This window comes from Rhizobium sp. AN80A, from assembly GCF_030053015.1.
GTDB classification, from domain to species: domain Bacteria; phylum Pseudomonadota; class Alphaproteobacteria; order Rhizobiales; family Rhizobiaceae; genus Rhizobium; species Rhizobium metallidurans.
The window spans coordinates 561,757-577,608 of sequence record NZ_JASJPX010000001.1 but is presented as its reverse complement, the minus strand read 5'-3'; the positions used below and the strand labels follow the sequence as shown (position 1 = coordinate 577,608).

Sequence of the window (15,852 nt, the reverse complement as noted above, 5' to 3'; positions counted from 1 at the left end):
TTTCTCTTTCAGCCCAATCGCTTAGGTGCGCGCGATCCAGTCCTGGTTGAAATCGGCGAAGGATGCGGCGGGGAGCGGCCCGGCGGTCATCAGCGTGAAGTCGAACGCGGAACGCAGATCGGAACCCAGCACGTATTGGCGGTGCACGCGCAGGAAATCCCGGCGGATCTTGCGATAGTGTTCCTTCGTCAGCATGTGGCGCATGCGGATCGTGGCGATCGACGCCTGCGGCGCGTCGGCGTGTCCGCAGAGTGCCACGACGCGCGACTTGTAGAAATGGATCACGTCGGTGAGACAATGGATCTCCAGCCAGAATATCTGGCTGTTCCGCGCGATCGCGCCAACTCTTGCCCGCAGGCTCCTGGCGGATCGCAACAGCGCACATTGCAGAATGGCGCCGCCGAGCGTTACGAAGACCACCCGCTTGTCGGCGAAAAGCTCGGGCTCATCCTCCACCAGCATGCCGATGACATGGCAGGCGACGCTCGATCCCATGCTGTGCGAGGTGATCACATACTCGTCCGCATCCTCGCGCAACGCGTCCCGCACGCGCGCCTTGCACCGGTCTAGCCATTGAACGATAGCGGGATCGTCGAGCTTTGCCAGTGCGACAGCCAGATCCCAGTCCGCGAAGAGATGCAGCGTGTGGAACCTCGCGGCGAAGGGAAGGAAGACGAAGCGGAAGAAAACAACGGCGAGCAACACACTCCAGAGCAAGTTCCAGCGCTGAAGTCCGAGAAGAGAAGGAGCGGCTGCGATCGTGGCGCTGAGCGCCAACGCCAGCAGGACCAGCGCGAATGGAAATACGAAGAACAATCCGAAGCGCCAGGCATGCCGGAAATAGCCGACAAGCCCGCCCTGGACGATGACGCGGGCGGCGCTCGCGTATCCCGACGCGAGGCGTCGTATCAGAGCCTTGTCGCTATATCTGCGCACGAGTTCGTTGTGGTCGAAAACGAAGACGCGGGTCGACGTCGTTTCCTTCTCCGCGCCGCAGCTGACGTCGAACGGGCCGCCCTCCCTGAAGGCGCCGACATTCACGTCGAGGCTCCAGGCCTTGGCGCTCTGCCTGGCGGACCTTGCGTAGCGAGCATGGTGGGCCTTCGAATCGAGTGGCTCGAAACCGGGAAAATGCAGGACGACACGTTTTTCCACGGGAGGGGTGGCCACGGGGTTGATGGCGGTTTTTTGATTCAATGTTTATGACCCTGGCGGAAAATCGGAATGCGACGACCGGCCTCTTGTCGATGGGCCATGTCGCTCTTACGGACGATGACGGATGGCAGACCACTGACATCCTCGGGGATTGCGCCAGTCCAGTCGCGAGGACTGAAACAGAAAACCCTAAAAAATGAGTGGTTGTTTCGAAGCTCATCTACGAGCCGACCATGGAAACAACAAGGCCTTTCACCATTCTTTTCGTCAAACGCGGAGACTTTCCGCGACAAGGTCGACATTTTTCCGGTATCGCGTTGCATATAGGCGACGGCTTTCTTGCTGCTCATGGAAAATTGCGCGATATTTCAAGGGATTGGATTGCGCACAAGAGGGAGGCTGTCGGTGACCCGCGCCACGACCATGGTTCAAGGATCTCGCGGTTGAAGACGGCGCGGCGGCTTTCCGTTTCCGGCACGCCGAGGGCGCGCGGCCCGTCGGACGGGCGTTCCGGCATCAGCCCGGTCGATATCGCCGATCACAACTCCCGAGCGACGCTCGGCCTGCTGCGCCGCTTCGGCCCGCTGACGCGGCAGGAGTTGTCGCGACGCCTCGGGCTCACGGAACCTGCGATCGCCGGGATAGTCCAGCGCCTGGCGACTTCAGGGCTTGTTACCGGCCGTAAGCGTGCCAGCGCGACGCGCTACGCGGCGCTGGAGTTCACGCTCTGTCCCGAGGCCGCTTCCTCGCTTGGTATCCGGATCACCCCCGAGGGAGGGGAGATCGTCGTCATCGACCTCTCCTGCACGATCCGCGCACGCATCGGCTTCACCGATGTCGACGAGATCGGCGAGGCGATCACAAGCATTCGGCATGCCGTGTCGGGCCGGCTTGCCGGCTGCGGCGTCGCGCTTGCGCCCGGGACCGTCATCGATCGCGCCGCACTTGCAGACAGCATCGGCCAGACGGGCGGGCCGCTTTATGTTCTCGACGACAGCGAAGCCGCGATCGGCGCGGAGCGCGCGCTCGGCATCGGTGACCCGGAAGGCGGGCTGGTGACCATCCTGATCGACGGGACGGTTCGTGCCGGGCTTCTCATCGGCGGCCGGCCGTTTCGCGGTATTCATGGGCTTGCCGGCCAGATCGGCGACATGCGGTCGGGCGTGGATGGCGCGACGCTGAACGAGGTTGCGACGCTGCCCTCGCTTGAACGCCACATGGCGGTCGCAAGCGCCTCGCCGGATGCCTGGATCACGGTTGCCGCCCGCCACCTTCACGAAGCGGTTCTGGCGATCTCCGGCTTCATCGCGCCGGGCGCGATCCTCATCGGCGGATCGCTGCCCGATGGCATCCTGGCCTCCGTGATATCGAGCATGGCGCGGGAGCGGGAAGAGAAAATCCGCGATCTGGTGATCGCTCCCTGGATCCCGGTGGTGCAGCCGGCGACGCATCCGAGAGACGGCGTGGTGCTGGGCGCCGCCCTTCGACCTTTCAACGACACGCTGTTTCCCGCCTGACCGCGTTATCCGACCGCGACCTCTTGCGTTGCCGCGGGCCATCGTCCCGGCCCGTTCGCGAGGCCACCGATCGGATTGCGGAACCGCTGCGCCGGTTCGGCCGACGGCAGCCCGAGACGATGCGCGAGCGGAATGGCCGCGGCGCCGAGCGCCGCCGCATCCTCCGAGCCGGCCGCGCGATGCAGCGACGGCGCGTTGGCGCCGAGGCGGCCAATCTCGTCGTGAACATAGAGCAGCAGTTCATCGATGATGCGGACGGGAAAGCGACCGCCGATGAGAACACCCTCGGGATCGACGATCATGCCGATATGCACGACCGCCTGGGCGATCTTGACGCTCACCTTGCGCAGCCATGCGCTGACGAGCGCGCGCCCGCTTGCATCGAGCGTCAACAGGTCAGCCGGGGTGGAAGCCTCGACACCGTTCCGCTTCAGGTGATCGAGGAGGATGAAGAGCGAGAACATCTCGCCGAGCGGCTGCGTGCTGCCGGCGAAGGGGCCGTCGTCGAACAGCACCGGCAACCAGCCGATTTCGCCGCCGATCCCGCTGGCGCCCTTGTGGCGGATGCCATCGATGACAAGGCTGCCGCCCAGACAGGCATTCGCGAGGATGTAGAAGAAGCTGCCGATCTCGGTGCCGAGCCCGTATTCGATTTCGCCGAGAGCCGCCGCGTTGGCGTCGTTGTCGATGAACACGGGGTGGTCGGAGATCGCCTCCAGCGCGCCGCGCACGTCATAGCCGCTCCAGCGCCGGTATTCCGGCGGAAAGCCGATGACGGGCACTTCTCCGAGCCAGTCGGGGATGGCGAGGCCGATCCCGGCCAGCCGACTTTCCTCGATAACCTTGCGCCGCCGGAAAGAGGAGAGCGCGTCGGCCATCAGCGCGGCGAAATCATCCGGCAGCAGAAACCGCGCCTCGTGGTGAATGCGGCCGCGCACCGTACCGACAGCGTCGACGGCGACGATGGTGAGGTGATCGCGGTCGATATTGGCGCCGATCGAGAACACGCCTTCCGGATCGATCTCCAGTTCGATCGCCGGCTGCCCGCGCAACCCGTGCCGCCGCCGCGCCTCCATGACGAGGCCTTCGTCGAGCAGGCGCTCGACGATCCGCGTCACGGCCTGCTTGGTCAGCCGCGATCGCGCCGCCAGTTCGGTGCGCGAAATCGGCCCGCCGCGATGGATCGCGCTCAGGATCATGGCCCGATTGGCCGCCGCCGCCTGCTCAGGATTGGAACCCGAAACCTGCAACTTCCGTCTTCTCCCTTGGGCGCTGGACCTGTTGAATCGCTACAAGATCTATCGAGACTAAGTCATTGTGTCGTAAACGGAAAGAGCCCAGCCACTCCGTGACCGGGCTCCGACGATCCACCTGACGTCGGTTAGCGCGAAATACGCCAGCTCTTCACCTGGAACGGCATCAATCCCTCGACCGGCACATCGCGCATCGGCTCTTCGAGAATGCTCACCGTTCCCTCGTTGCGCCATCCCTGCGGTAGCGTCAGGCCGAAGGCGCCGCGGCGGCCTGCTGGCTCGTAAACGCGCAGGATCAGGCCATCGCCATCCTCGCACGGCTTAATCGCCGACAGAGCCGCGCCGATACCCTCGGTCTTGATCGGCTGCCATGCCCCGACGGCGCGATCGGAGACGGCCATCGCCAGCAGCGGCTGGTTGAGGTCGTCGGCTTCCTCGCGCACGCCCCCCTCATGCCAGGAGCCCTCGTGCGGCATCAGCGAGTAGGTGAAGCTCTGCAGCCCCTCATCGGCCAGCGGGTCGGGATAGATGGGCGAGCGCAGCAGCGAGAGGCCGAGCACGTTGCCCCGGATGCTATGCCCATACTTGGCGTCGTTGAGGATCGCGACGCCGAAGCCCGGCTCCGAGAGATCGGCGAAGCGGTGTGCGGGCGCCTCGAACATCGCGGCGTCCCAGGACGTATTGGAATGCGTGGGCCGCTCGACGACACCGTAGGCGCATTCGCAGGTGGCGCGTGCGTTGCGTACGGCAACATCAGTCAACGTCCGCAAGAAGGCCCGGCGGTCGTGCCAGTCGAGCTCGGTCTGAATGTCCAGCCGGCGGGCATTGGCGCCGAGCGACAGGATCTGGGTGATGCGCGAATGGCGCCAGGTGCGCACGATCCGGATCGCGGCGCGGTGCGCGGTATTTTCGATCAGCTCGATGCTATCAAGCGCGGTGATCTCCTCGCCACGCGCGGCATAATCCTCCTCGACGTCCCAGGCGTCCCAGTTGCGCGGCTTGTCCGCCGGGTAGACGAACAGCCGGTTGCCGGCGCCTTCGAGCGCCTCGCGGCCGCTCGGCTTGTGCAGGATGCTCGAAATCGAGCCGTCCTTCGCCAGCGTCACCTTCAGCGTTTCGTTCTCGAGGTGGTTGTTGCTGGCCGAAAGGCCCGGTCGCGCCTTCAGCGAGGCAATGTCGATGACGGCGATGGCGAGGGGCGCGATGCTGTCGCGTGACGAGACGTGACTGCCATCGGCCAGCGTCAGCCTGACGGGCCGCTCGTCGAGCGACGGGTTGACCACCAGCACATTGCTGCCGCTTCCCGATGGCAGCTGTTTGGCGATGGCCGCGAGCGCGCTTGCCTGCGCGGCCTGGCCATCGGCGATCACGCCGTCGAGTTCTTCAGCGCTGTCGGCGTAGACCTCGGCGATCGAGGAGCCCGGCAGGATGTCGTGGAACTCGTTCTTCAGCACGACGCGCCATTCGTTCTCCAGCGAAGCAGGTTTCTCGCCGCCCATCAGATGCGCCAGCCCGGCGAGTGTTTCCGCCGTGATCAGGCTGCGTTCGGCCTTGCGGTGCAGGCGCTTGACGACGCTCTGGCTGGTCAGAGTCGCGCGGTGCAGCTCGAGATAGATCTCGCCCTGCCAGGTGGTGAGCTCCTTTTCCGCGGCACTCTTGTGCGCGCCCTCGAAGAAATCGTGCACCTTCGTCCAGCGCGCGGCGGGCAATGCCGGGAAGGCGCGCAGCTGTTCCTCGCGGGCGATCATCTCCGGCGTCACGCCGCCGCCGCCATCGCCATAGCCGACGGCCAGAAGCGTCGTCTCGTGCTTGTCCTTCTGCTGGAAGTTCCGCCAGGTGGGCACGAAGCAATCCGGCTGCACGAAGCCGTTATAGCCATGCATCGGGTTGTCGAAGGTGTGTGTCAGCACCCGGCTGCCGTCGAGGCCTTCCCACCAGAAGAGGTCGGCCGGGAATTTGTTGGTCTCCGACCAGTTCACCTTGATCGTGAAGAAGCTCTTCATCCCGCCCTGGCGCAGTAGCTGGGGCAGGGCGCCGGAGAAGCCGAAGCAATCGGGCAGCCAGCACACGGTGTGGCGAACGCCGAAGGTCTTTTCGAAGTAGCGCTGACCGTAGAGGATCTGGCGGCTGAGGCTTTCGCCCGTCGGCATGTTGGTGTCGGGCTCGACCCACATGCCGCCGAGCGTTTCCCATTGCCCTTCCTTCACGCGCTCGACGATGCGCTTCAACAGTTCGGGATCGTCCTCGGCGATCTGGTTGTAATAATGCGCCGTCGACTGGTTGAAGCGGAAGTCGGACGACTGCTCCATCAGCGCGAGCGCCGTGTGGAAGGTGCGGCGCATCTTGCGGCGGGTCTCGCGGTAGGGCCACAGCCAGGCGAGGTCGATATGCGCGTGACCAGTCAGCGCGATCTCGCCCTGCGGCGGGAAGCGCTCGCGCAGCTGCTTCAGTTCCTTGATCAACGTGTCGTAAGCCGCGACCACGCTGGCGCGCTGTCCCTGGTTGAGGCCCTCGGGGGCGGTTTCGAGCTCGGGCAGCCGCCAGATCTTCTGCTGCCCGACCGATGGCGACATGCGCGCTATGTAGGCTGCCGTCGATGACGGCCAGTCGAGCCCGCGCATGGCGGCCTCGGCGATGTCGATCAGATGCGGAATGACCTCGTGTCCCTCCAGCGTGTCGACCGCCTCGGAGATCTGGCGCAGGAGCAGCCACAGCCGGTCGACCGGCCCATCGAGCCACAGGAGGTTCGCCCGCTCGAGCCGAGGCGCGCGGACAGGCTCGCCGAACGGCAGACGCGCGACCGTCTCCGAGGAGATTTTGATCCGGCGCGACGTCAGGCGGAATTCCTGGTGATAGGGGTCGAGGCCAAGCCGCGTTTCGTGGCCCGCCTCGTCGGCGATGGCGATGAGGCTTTCGCCGCCGAGATTGAGGCTGAGACGGGCCTCGTCAATCGGCCAATGTTCGGGGAGACGCGCCGAGGCGGCGAAGCTCACCGTGCCATCCTTGCGCGGCCATGCGTCGCCGATCGCGATCGGTTCGCCATCGAAGGTCCAGTCGCCGATCTGAACGGTTTCACGGGCGCGCCAGTGTTCGAGTTCCGACATGCGGACGCGGATGCGGTCGAGGCGTTGGGCAAGCGTAAGCGACATGATCATATCCTGAGGTTTGAAAGATATCAGCCCTTGACGGCGCCGGCCGTCATGGCGCCGAGAATGAGGCGTTGGAGCGAAAGAAATGCGACGATGGCGGGCACGACCGACACAAGGCAGGCAGCCGCCAACAGCTGGATGGAGCTGTCGTTCTGGGTGCCGGCATACTGGAAGATGCCGACGCCGATCGGCATCAACGCTTCCTTGCTGATCAGCAGGAACGGCACGAGGAATTGCGACCAGCCGGCGATGACGGAGATGATGAAGGCGGACGCGATCCCCGGCGTCGCCAGCGGCAGAATGATCCGCCAGAAGACGCCGAAATGACTGCAGCCATCGATCAGCGCCGCCTCGTCGAGGCTGCGCGGGATGCCGTCTATGAAGCCCTTCAAAATCCATGTGACCATCGGCACGGCAAGCGCGATATAGACCATCGTCGCGCCGAAATGGCTGTCGGTGAGGCCGATCTTGGCCATGTAGCGGTAGAGCGGCACCATGATGACCAGTGGCGAGATCATCTGGAAGGCAAGCAGCACCATCATCCACGGTCCCTTGCCGCGAAAGGGAAAGCGCGAGAAGGCATAGGCAGCCGGCAATGCCACGATCAGGCAGCCGATCGCGCTCGCGGATGACAGAAGAAGCGCGTTCCAGAGATAGCCCGCGAACTTGTCGGAGGAGAGGATCGTGATGAAATTATCCAGCGTCGGCGATTTGGGGATCAGCCTGGAGACACCGAGAAAAACCTCCTTGCGGGTGCGTAGCGCCAGCGACAGCAGCCAGACCAGCGGCCAGGCGAAGAAAAGGAAGGTGATCAGCAGGAAGAGATAGCTGAAGAGGTCGCCGATGCGTTCCTGTCTCGAATTGATCATTGGGGCTCTCCCTTCGGCAGGAAGCGGGCATAGACGAGCGCCAGGCTGAGACTGATGACGAGCATCAGGATCGAGAGAACCGCGCCTGCCGCCAGGTCGTAATTCCTGAAGACGACGTTGAACGTATAGAGCGACAGGACCTCCGTCGCCCGGCCCGGGCCGCCGCCGGTGAGCGAGATGATCGCATCGAAGGTGTTCAGCGTCTGGATGGTGATCAGGATCATGTTGACGAGGATCGCCGCGCGCAACTGCGGCAGGGTGATGTAGATCATCCGCTGCCAGGGATTGGCGCCGTCCATTTCGGCGGCTTCGTAGAGTTCCGGATCGATCGCCTTGATGGCGGCGTACATGACGACCATCGAAAATGCCGTTCCGCGCCAGACGTTGGAGATGACGACCGACCACATGACCATGTTCGGATCGGACAACCACTGAACCGGCGAGGCGCCGAGCATCCTGAGCAGGCTGTTGAGGCCGCCGAAGGGCGCTTCGTTGAACAGCATCTTCCAGATGATGCCGCCGGCGATCCCGGGCACCACCCAGGCGACCAGCGCCGTGGTGCGCACGATGGTCGAGCCGAACAGGCCGCGCTTTTCGCTGCGCACGACGACCTGTGCGATGAACAGGCCCAGCACCTGTTGGGCAACGACGCTGGAGGCGGTGAAGACAAGCGTCACCCAGAGGATCTGCAGCAATTCCGGCTTGGAGAGCGTGTTGGCGATCGTCCGCAGCGTGTATTCCTCGTCGTCGCCGACGAGCGATATGTTGGTGAAGGCGAAGCGGAAGACGTCGATCAGCGGGTAGAGATAGAAGATCCCGAGAACTAGGATCAGCGGCATCAGCCAGGGCGCGGGCGAGGGGTAGAATTTTCGCGCCGCAAGCCTGCTTCCGGTAGGCGCAGTCTCGGCGGCAATGCTGAGATTGGTCATCGATCCGTCCGGTCATCTGTCATTGACGATGGCATTTCCGTCATCGGTGGCGCGGGTGAGGTTGCCCCGCGCCACCGATCATCAGCTCAGCTCCGTTTGAAGGCGGTGAGCGAGGCGGTAAAGGCTTCGTCGACGGCGGCTTCCGTCGCCTGGGTGCCGGTCAGCACCTTGCCCATCATGATCTGGATCTGGTTCGATATCTCGGGATAGACGGCGGCCCCCGGCCGCGCCTGCCCGACCTTGAGCGCCTCGGCGAAGGTCTTGTTCGCCGGCGTCGAGAACACCTCGTACTTCTCGTAGAGATCGGCGCGCGTCGGCAGCTGTTCCTGCAGCGCGTTGGCCGGGCCCATATAGATTTCGCGGGCGAGGTCTGCGCAGGCCTTCACCTTGGCGGCATCCTTGCTGAAGGCGGCGACAGTCCAGCCGCCGGTGCCGGTAGAGCGCTCATTGGCGGTCGGGCCGGGGAGCGGCGAGAAGGTCCACTTCGCGAATTCCTCCTCGTCGAGCGCGGTCTTCAGCTGCGCGTACTGCCAGTTGCCGCCGACGAACAGCGCCGTCGTTCCGGCGGCCGCGGCGGCATTGAAGTCGTCATAGCTGCCGAGCGTCGCGACGCGCTTGGGTGCAGCACCCGATTCCACCAGATCACGGTAGTAGTTCACGGCCTTGATGAACTTTTCGCGGTTGTCGCCTTCGCCGAAGATCGGCTTGCCCTGATCGTCGACCAGCTTGCCGCCCTGACCCCAGAAGTTGGCGAGCCAGTCGAAGGTCGTGCCCTCGTAGCGACTGCCGTTGAAAAGGATACCCTCCATGCCCTCGTCCACCGACCGCAGCGCCGCCTTCTTCAGGTCGTCCCAGGTCTGCGGCGCGTCTGGCACGATTTCCTTGTTGCGGTAGAGGACGCGCAGGTCGGTCGACCACCACCAGGCATAGATGTTGCCGTCATCGCCGGTAATTCCCTCGCGGATGAAGGGAAACAGCTGGCCGATCTCTTCCTTGCTGAAGTAGGGCGAGAAGGATTGCAGCACGCCGGATTTCTTGAAGAGCGGCAGCACGAAGGAATCGACCGCGGCGCAATCGGGCGCCGACCCGGACTTCGCCTGCTCGAGCATGCGGGCCTGCTCCTGTCCGATATCACCCGACATCATCTGCAGCTCGATCTGCCAGTCCGGACGCTTGGCAATGAAGTCGTTGAAGAGCTTGCTGTAACCCTCGGCATAAGCAGGCTCGTTGTTGCGCGGCCCGTCGGTGGTCATGCGGAAAATGAGCTTGTTGGGCGCATCGGCCTTGCCGACGATGTCGCCCGTGATCAGGTCCTGAGCCGCCGCGACAACAGGCGCGGCCAGGAACGAACCCGCCAGAAGGGCGAGCATGATTGCCTTGTTCTTCACCAGTCTTTCCTCCCGATTCAGGATCCCATCCGAGCCGCTGCCTCCACAACAGCGGATCTCCTCCGATCCGTCGACTAGATTAAGTCACTTTTCTTTTGTGTCAAGCAGGTGGCAATTTGCGCGAGGTTGCACGCGTGGCGACAATGAGGGCATTCACGGTTTGGGGCCTTGCATTTGCCGCGGCGGAAAAGCATTTTCCGATGGAGTAAAAGCCATCGTGAGGAAGTCCAATGCGCGCGGTTCACAGGTTCGTATCAGCCGGAGCAGTGATAATCCTGGCCGTGCTCGCGTCCGCATGCACGACGGGCGCCAACTACAACGCGGCGGACAACTACTATAATCCTCGAACGTCGGTGAACCCGGCTTGCGCCGATGGGTTCAGGCCGACCAACAACTGGACGTGCAGCTACTGACTTTCACGCCAAGCGATGGTCGGTCTCACGGGTATCGCTGCGTCTGCCGATCAATCGTGCGACGCCGCAAGTGCGATCGAATCCGCGACCTCGATACAGCGATCGGACAAGGTGGCGGTCGCCACGCGAAGGTAGTTTCCCGGCAGCACGGAGAATTTCGTGCCGGGATGCACGGCGATCCCGCGTGCTGCAAGCGTCACCATGGCGAAGGGCTCCGAGGAGACCGGCACCCAGGCAGACAGGCCGGCGCCATGTGCCGCGTTTATGTTTCGATCGCGCAATGCCTGCACCAGGTCATGTCGGCGCCGCGCATATATCGCGCGCGCTGTCCGCACCGTCTCCTGCGTGGCCGGGTCGCGGATCAGCCAGGCGCCCGCCGCCTGCAGGATGCGGCTCGTCCAGCCGGCGCTGAAGCTGCGGAACGACTGGATCTGCTCGACGATCGGCCGCGAGCTGGAAAGGACGGCCAGGCGTAGATCCGGGCCATGGGTCTTTGACAGCGAGAAGATATGGATCACCCGGTCAGGGAAGATATCGCCCATCGATTGTCTCGGCGCATCGGAAATGTCGCCCACACCGTCGTCTTCCACGATCAGCGTATCGGCATCGCGCAGCACCTCGGCCAGGCTTTGCATGCGCGAGGCAGTCACGGTCTGGCCGGTGACCGAATGGATGCGTGGCTGAAAGACGAAGGCGACGGGGCGATAGGCCATCGCCTGGCGCAGTGACGAGGGCAGTGGACCCTCATCGTCGCACTCGACCGGAATGATGCGCGCGCCGCGATCTTCCAGGATATCGAGCAGGCGCATGGCCGTCGGGTTCTCGATGGCGACCGCGGCACCGGGCATGACAAGCGCGTTCATCAGCGTGTAGACGGCGTTGTAGCCGCCGTTGGTGGCGAGAAACGCCTCGGGCTCATAGGGCCATGTTTCTCTTACCGCCGTTTCGAGCTCGGGCAGAATGCGGTTGCGCTCATAGCTATTCAGGTTTTCGGCGGATGCGCCGTAGGCCATCGCATGCTCGAGCCTCGGCAGAAGCGTGACGTCGGGAACGGCGGCCGTCAGGTTCAGCACGTCCTCGCCATAGTTGCCGGAACTCGCCAGTCGCTCGGGCTTGGCGACGAAGCGGTCGCCGCTCACCCATGTTCCATTGCGCCCACGGCCGCTGATGATCTTCTGGCGCCGCAACTCGCTCCACGCTTCGGAGATCGTGGCCGGGCTGATGCCGAGCGCGAATGCCAGGTCGCGAATGGCCGGCAGCTTGGTGCCGACGGGGAGCGCGCCGCCCCGGATCAGCGCGCTGGTCTCGAGCGCGATGCCGCGAATTGTCCGATCGGTTATTTTTTGGGCAAACCAGGATGCGTCCCGACTATCGCTCATTTTTTACACCACATTTAATGTTCAATAACGTAATAACATTTGATCAGTATTATTTGAACATTTAACGATGCGCCAGACACGAAATTTTGAGAGTGAATGCAGATGCCGATCACACTTCGCCTTGCCCTTCGCGACTGGGACTACATGACCCCTCTCATTCTCGGCGACGTCTCGTCGTCGAAGCTCGACGTCAAGGTCGAGCGCATCGGCACCCTGGTCTCGCATGTCGGCAAGAGCGACACCTGTGACGCGGCCGAAATGTCGTTCAGCCGCTATACCCAGCTGCGTTACGATGGCGACCAAAGCGTCGTCGGCATTCCGAACTTCATCATGCGCGGCTTTCGCCATCGCTGCATCATCACCATGAAGGACAGCCCGATCACCGAGCTGTCGCAGCTTGCAGGCAAGCGCATCGGCGTCACCGGCTGGCGTGATTCCGGCAACACCTGGACGCGCGCCGCTCTGCGCCGTGAAGGCGTTCAGGTGGAGGACGCGATGTGGTATGCTGGCCGCCTGACGGAAGCGCATCCTGTTGTCGATCGCCTCGACGGCTTCGGCCGCCCCGGCCGGATCGAGGCTGCCCCCGGCGAACGCCCGATGGTCGATCTGCTGCGCGAAGGCCAGCTCGACGCGATCTTCACTCCGTTCATGCCGGACGGCTATTTTGCCAGTGGTTCACCTTTCCGGCAGGTTCTCGCCGATTTCCGTAGCGCCGAGCGTCGATATTTCGATGAGGTGGGATATGTACCCGGCATGCACCTCATCGGCATCAAGGCGGAGATCGTGGAAGAGAACCCCTGGATTATCGCCGAGCTGAGCCAGCTGATCGAGGAATCGCAGCGGATGTGGCTGAGCAAGCGCCGCAAATATGCCGATACGTCGCCGTGGATGTTCGACGAGCTCCTGAAGACCTCCCTCGAACTCCCTGCGAACTGGGATGAAAACGGTCTCGCCGCCAACGAGAAGATGATCGCCGATTTCTCGGCCGAGCTGCACGCCCAGGGCATTCTTGCCCGCGCAATGACGCCGCTCGAGCTTTTCCCGTTCGATACCGACGGCAGCCGTACCACCGCCTAAACGCATGCAACCACGACAGCATCAATAAAGGGGAATGAACATGTTGCTGAAGAAAATGACCTACCTCGTTCTGGCAAGCGCCGTGGCCTCCAGTGCCGCGATGGCTCAGGATGCGGCAGTGCCGAAGCCCGCGCTCAACGCCGAACTGAACGCAAGACTGCCGGATGCGATCAAGGCCTCCGGCAAGATGATCTCCGTCAACAACGGTTCGTTCCCGCCCTACGAAATCGTAACCGGCACGGAAATGACCGGTGCCAGCGCCGATCTCACCGAAGCACTCGGCGCCGTCCTTGGCGTCAAGATCGAGCATGAGACGGTTGGCGGCCTGCCGGCGCTGCTCGCCGGTGTCAATTCCGGCCGCTATCAGTTCGCCTTCGGCCCCGTTGGCGACTACAAGGACCGCGAAGCATCCAACGACTTCGTCGACTGGGTGCAGGAATTCGTCGTCTTCGCGACCCAGAAGGGCAACCCGAAGGGCATCACCTCGCTCGATACCGCCTGCGGCCAGCGCATCTCGGTCATGGCCGGCGGTTCCGCCGAGCGGGTGATCAAGACCCAGTCCGACAAGTGCAAGGCCGACGGCAAGAGCCCGGTCGAAGTCCAGTCCTACACCGATCAGCCAAGCTCCATCCTCGCCGTGCGCTCCAAGCGCGCAGACGCCTTCTTCTCCTCGCAGGCGCCGCTCACCTATTTCGTCAGCCAGGCCAACGGCCAGCTGGAACTGACCGGCGTCGGCCAGAAGAACGGCTTCGAGGATATCTTTCAGGGCGCCGTCGTTCCCAAGGGCTCACCGCTCGGCCCTATCCTGATCGACGCCATCAAGGTCCTGATCGCCGACGGCAGCTATGCCGCCATCATGAAAAAGTGGGGCCTTGAGAACAACATGATCAAGGAACCCGGCCTCAATCTCGGCGGGCAGCTTCCCAAATGAGCACCAACACCACGACCAATGCACCGCCTTCGGGCGGTGCTGAGTTCCGCGACGTCGTCACCGCGCACACGCCGTTCAGAACGGGACGCCTCGTTCTCTGGGCGGTCATCGCCATCGTCGTCATCGATTTCGTCTGGATCGTCGCCAACAACGAGAATTTCGGTTGGCCGGTCGTAGCCCAATACTTCTTCGACCCGACCGTCATCAGCGGCCTCTATGTCAGCCTTGGCCTGACCGTCATCGCCATGATCCTCGGTGTCGCGCTCGGCCTGATCATCGCGATCATGCGGATGTCGAACGACCGGTTGGCGAGCGGCTTCGCGTCGCTGTTCATCTGGTTCTTCCGCGGCACGCCGCTGCTTGTCCAGCTGATCTTCTGGTACAACATGTCGACGCTGTTTCCGCAGCTGTCGATCGCCATCCCCTTCGGCCCCTCGCTCATCAGCTGGGACACCAACGCGGTGATCACGCCGATGACGGCCGCCATCGTCGGCCTGGCGCTCAACGAAGCGGCTTACATGGCCGAGATCATTCGCGGTGGTCTTCTGTCGGTCGATCGCGGCCAGGCGGAAACCGCCGAAGCCTTCGGCATGACAAAGGGCAGGGCGCTGTGGCGGATCATCATTCCGCAGGCCATGCGCTCGATCGTCCCGCCGACAGGCAACCAGCTGATCAGCATGATCAAGGCGACCTCGCTCGTCAGCGTCATCGCCATGGCCGATCTGCTCTATTCCGTGCAGTCGATCTATAACCGCACCTTCGAGATCATCCCGATGCTGCTGGTCGCCGTCATCTGGTACCTGCTCATCACCTCGGTCCTCAATATCGGCCAGAGCTATATCGAAGCCTATTACGGCCGTAGCGAGCGCCGCAATGGCGCAACGGCCAAGCCGGCCGCCGTCGCCGCCGCAGAGGAGGCAAGCCATTGACCGCCGTCTCCAATACCAAGCCGCTGGTGCAGGCGCGCAACGTCCACAAGTCCTTCGATCATCTCGAAGTGCTGAAGGGCATCGACCTCGACATCATGCCCGGCGAAGTCGTCGTCGTTCTCGGCCCGTCGGGCTCGGGCAAGTCGACCTTCCTGCGCTGTATCAACCACCTCGAGTCCATCCAGAAGGGCTATATCGAGGTGGATGGCGAGCAGATCGGCTACCGGGTACGCAAGGACCGGCTGGAGCGGCTGTCGCCCAACGGCATCGCCCGCCAGCGCCGCAAGATCGGAATGGTGTTCCAGCAGTTCAATCTCTATCCGCACATGACGGTGCTGCAGAACATCATCGAGGCGCCGGTCGGCGTCCACGGTGAGAACCGCAAGGATGCCATCGAAAACGCCAGGCAGCTTCTGCAGCGTGTCGGCCTGTCGGAGAAGGCGGATGCCTATCCCCGCCAGCTTTCCGGCGGACAGCAGCAGCGCGTGGCGATTGCCCGAGCGCTGGCGATCAAGCCGAAGCTGATGCTCTTCGACGAGCCGACCTCGGCACTCGATCCGGAGCTCGTCGGCGAGGTGCTCTCGACCATGCGCGATCTCGCCAAGCAGGGCCTGACGATGATCGTCGTCACCCACGAAATCGGCTTCGCCCGCGAGGCGGCCGACCGGGTGGTGTTCATGGACGGCGGCGTCGTGGTCGAGCAGGGCAAGCCCGGGGATGTGATCGGCAATCCGCAGCATCCGCGCACGCAGGCCTTCCTGTCGCGCTTCCTCTGACGTTCAGCTCATCTGGCGCGACGCCGTGATGCAATCGAAGACCCGGCCGGCCCTGTCGTGGGGCCGGCAGCGTACCACGCATGCAAA

General features: G+C 63.5%; 13 protein-coding genes. 5 read left to right on the top strand and 8 right to left on the bottom strand.

What is annotated here, in order from left to right; all coding sequences use genetic code 11:
* Positions 1-21: 21 nt before the first annotated feature.
* Positions 22-1,155, bottom strand: a complete 1,134-nt coding sequence (locus P3R82_RS02720; protein WP_283192908.1) for a hypothetical protein — start codon at positions 1,153-1,155, stop codon at positions 22-24.
* A gap of 38 nt (positions 1,156-1,193) precedes the next feature.
* Positions 1,194-1,505, bottom strand: a complete 312-nt coding sequence (locus P3R82_RS02715; protein WP_283192907.1) for a hypothetical protein — start codon at positions 1,503-1,505, stop codon at positions 1,194-1,196.
* Positions 1,506-1,598: 93 nt separating this feature from the next.
* On the opposite strand from P3R82_RS02715, the gene P3R82_RS02710 reads away from it, so the two are divergent.
* On the top strand, positions 1,599-2,672 hold the full coding sequence (locus tag P3R82_RS02710; RefSeq protein WP_283192906.1) for an ROK family transcriptional regulator: 1,074 nt from the start codon (positions 1,599-1,601) through the stop codon (positions 2,670-2,672).
* Positions 2,673-2,677: 5 nt separating this feature from the next.
* Here the strand turns inward: P3R82_RS02710 and P3R82_RS02705 are convergent, their stop codons facing one another.
* The 6 genes from P3R82_RS02705 to P3R82_RS02680 form a co-directional block, all read right to left on the bottom strand.
* The gene (locus P3R82_RS02705) at positions 2,678-3,871 is read right to left on the bottom strand and encodes an ROK family transcriptional regulator (protein ID WP_283193495.1); all 1,194 of its coding nucleotides are present in this window, start codon (positions 3,869-3,871) and stop codon (positions 2,678-2,680) included.
* 182 nt (positions 3,872-4,053) lie between these two features.
* On the bottom strand, positions 4,054-7,074 hold the full coding sequence (locus P3R82_RS02700) for a glycoside hydrolase family 38 C-terminal domain-containing protein (protein WP_283192905.1): 3,021 nt from the start codon (positions 7,072-7,074) through the stop codon (positions 4,054-4,056).
* A gap of 26 nt (positions 7,075-7,100) precedes the next feature.
* Positions 7,101-7,943: a carbohydrate ABC transporter permease gene (locus tag P3R82_RS02695; RefSeq protein ID WP_283192904.1), complete on the bottom strand. Its 843-nt coding sequence runs from the start codon at positions 7,941-7,943 to the stop codon at positions 7,101-7,103.
* Positions 7,940-8,872 carry a sugar ABC transporter permease gene (locus P3R82_RS02690; RefSeq protein WP_283192903.1) on the bottom strand — a complete coding sequence of 311 codons (933 nt, stop codon included), beginning with the start codon at positions 8,870-8,872 and terminating at the stop codon, positions 7,940-7,942. Before P3R82_RS02690 ends, P3R82_RS02695 begins: the two co-directional genes overlap by 4 nt.
* Positions 8,873-8,958: 86 nt before the next feature.
* Positions 8,959-10,242 carry an extracellular solute-binding protein gene (locus P3R82_RS02685; RefSeq protein WP_183898835.1) on the bottom strand — a complete coding sequence of 428 codons (1,284 nt, stop codon included), beginning with the start codon at positions 10,240-10,242 and terminating at the stop codon, positions 8,959-8,961.
* 481 nt (positions 10,243-10,723) lie between these two features.
* Complete coding sequence (locus P3R82_RS02680) at positions 10,724-12,052, bottom strand: PLP-dependent aminotransferase family protein (protein WP_283192902.1); 1,329 nt, start codon at positions 12,050-12,052, stop codon at positions 10,724-10,726.
* 102 nt (positions 12,053-12,154) lie between these two features.
* Between P3R82_RS02680 and P3R82_RS02675 the strand changes: the two genes are divergently transcribed.
* Genes P3R82_RS02675 through P3R82_RS02660 form a run of 4 tightly spaced genes read left to right on the top strand, consistent with a single transcriptional unit; the run spans position 12,155 to position 15,765 of the window.
* A complete protein-coding gene (locus tag P3R82_RS02675) occupies positions 12,155-13,129 on the top strand; it encodes a nitrate ABC transporter substrate-binding protein (RefSeq protein WP_283193494.1) in 975 nt (324 codons plus the stop codon).
* A gap of 40 nt (positions 13,130-13,169) precedes the next feature.
* Positions 13,170-14,060 carry an ABC transporter substrate-binding protein gene (locus P3R82_RS02670; RefSeq protein ID WP_283192901.1) on the top strand — a complete coding sequence of 297 codons (891 nt, stop codon included), beginning with the start codon at positions 13,170-13,172 and terminating at the stop codon, positions 14,058-14,060.
* Positions 14,057-14,989: an amino acid ABC transporter permease gene (locus P3R82_RS02665; protein WP_283192900.1), complete on the top strand. Its 933-nt coding sequence runs from the start codon at positions 14,057-14,059 to the stop codon at positions 14,987-14,989. Before P3R82_RS02670 ends, P3R82_RS02665 begins: the two co-directional genes overlap by 4 nt.
* Entirely contained in the window at positions 14,986-15,765 is a 780-nt protein-coding gene (locus P3R82_RS02660; RefSeq protein ID WP_283192899.1) for an amino acid ABC transporter ATP-binding protein, read from the top strand. Before P3R82_RS02665 ends, P3R82_RS02660 begins: the two co-directional genes overlap by 4 nt.
* Positions 15,766-15,852 lie beyond the last annotated feature (87 nt).

Excerpts from the sequence above, each read along its gene's own strand:
- P3R82_RS02700 (WP_283192905.1), bottom strand. The coding sequence starts at position 7,074 with ATGTCGCTTACGCTTGCCCAACGCCTCGACCGCATCCGCGTCCGCATG.
- P3R82_RS02665 (WP_283192900.1), top strand. The coding sequence starts at position 14,057 with ATGAGCACCAACACCACGACCAATGCACCGCCTTCGGGCGGTGCTGAG.
- P3R82_RS02680 (WP_283192902.1), bottom strand. The coding sequence starts at position 12,052 with ATGAGCGATAGTCGGGACGCATCCTGGTTTGCCCAAAAAATAACCGAT.
- P3R82_RS02695 (WP_283192904.1), bottom strand. The coding sequence starts at position 7,943 with ATGATCAATTCGAGACAGGAACGCATCGGCGACCTCTTCAGCTATCTC.
- P3R82_RS02715 (WP_283192907.1), bottom strand. The coding sequence starts at position 1,505 with ATGAGCAGCAAGAAAGCCGTCGCCTATATGCAACGCGATACCGGAAAA.
- P3R82_RS02705 (WP_283193495.1), bottom strand. The coding sequence starts at position 3,871 with ATGATCCTGAGCGCGATCCATCGCGGCGGGCCGATTTCGCGCACCGAA.
- P3R82_RS02685 (WP_183898835.1), bottom strand. The coding sequence starts at position 10,242 with ATGCTCGCCCTTCTGGCGGGTTCGTTCCTGGCCGCGCCTGTTGTCGCG.
- P3R82_RS02690 (WP_283192903.1), bottom strand. The coding sequence starts at position 8,872 with ATGACCAATCTCAGCATTGCCGCCGAGACTGCGCCTACCGGAAGCAGG.
- P3R82_RS02675 (WP_283193494.1), top strand. The coding sequence starts at position 12,155 with ATGCCGATCACACTTCGCCTTGCCCTTCGCGACTGGGACTACATGACC.
- P3R82_RS02670 (WP_283192901.1), top strand. The coding sequence starts at position 13,170 with ATGTTGCTGAAGAAAATGACCTACCTCGTTCTGGCAAGCGCCGTGGCC.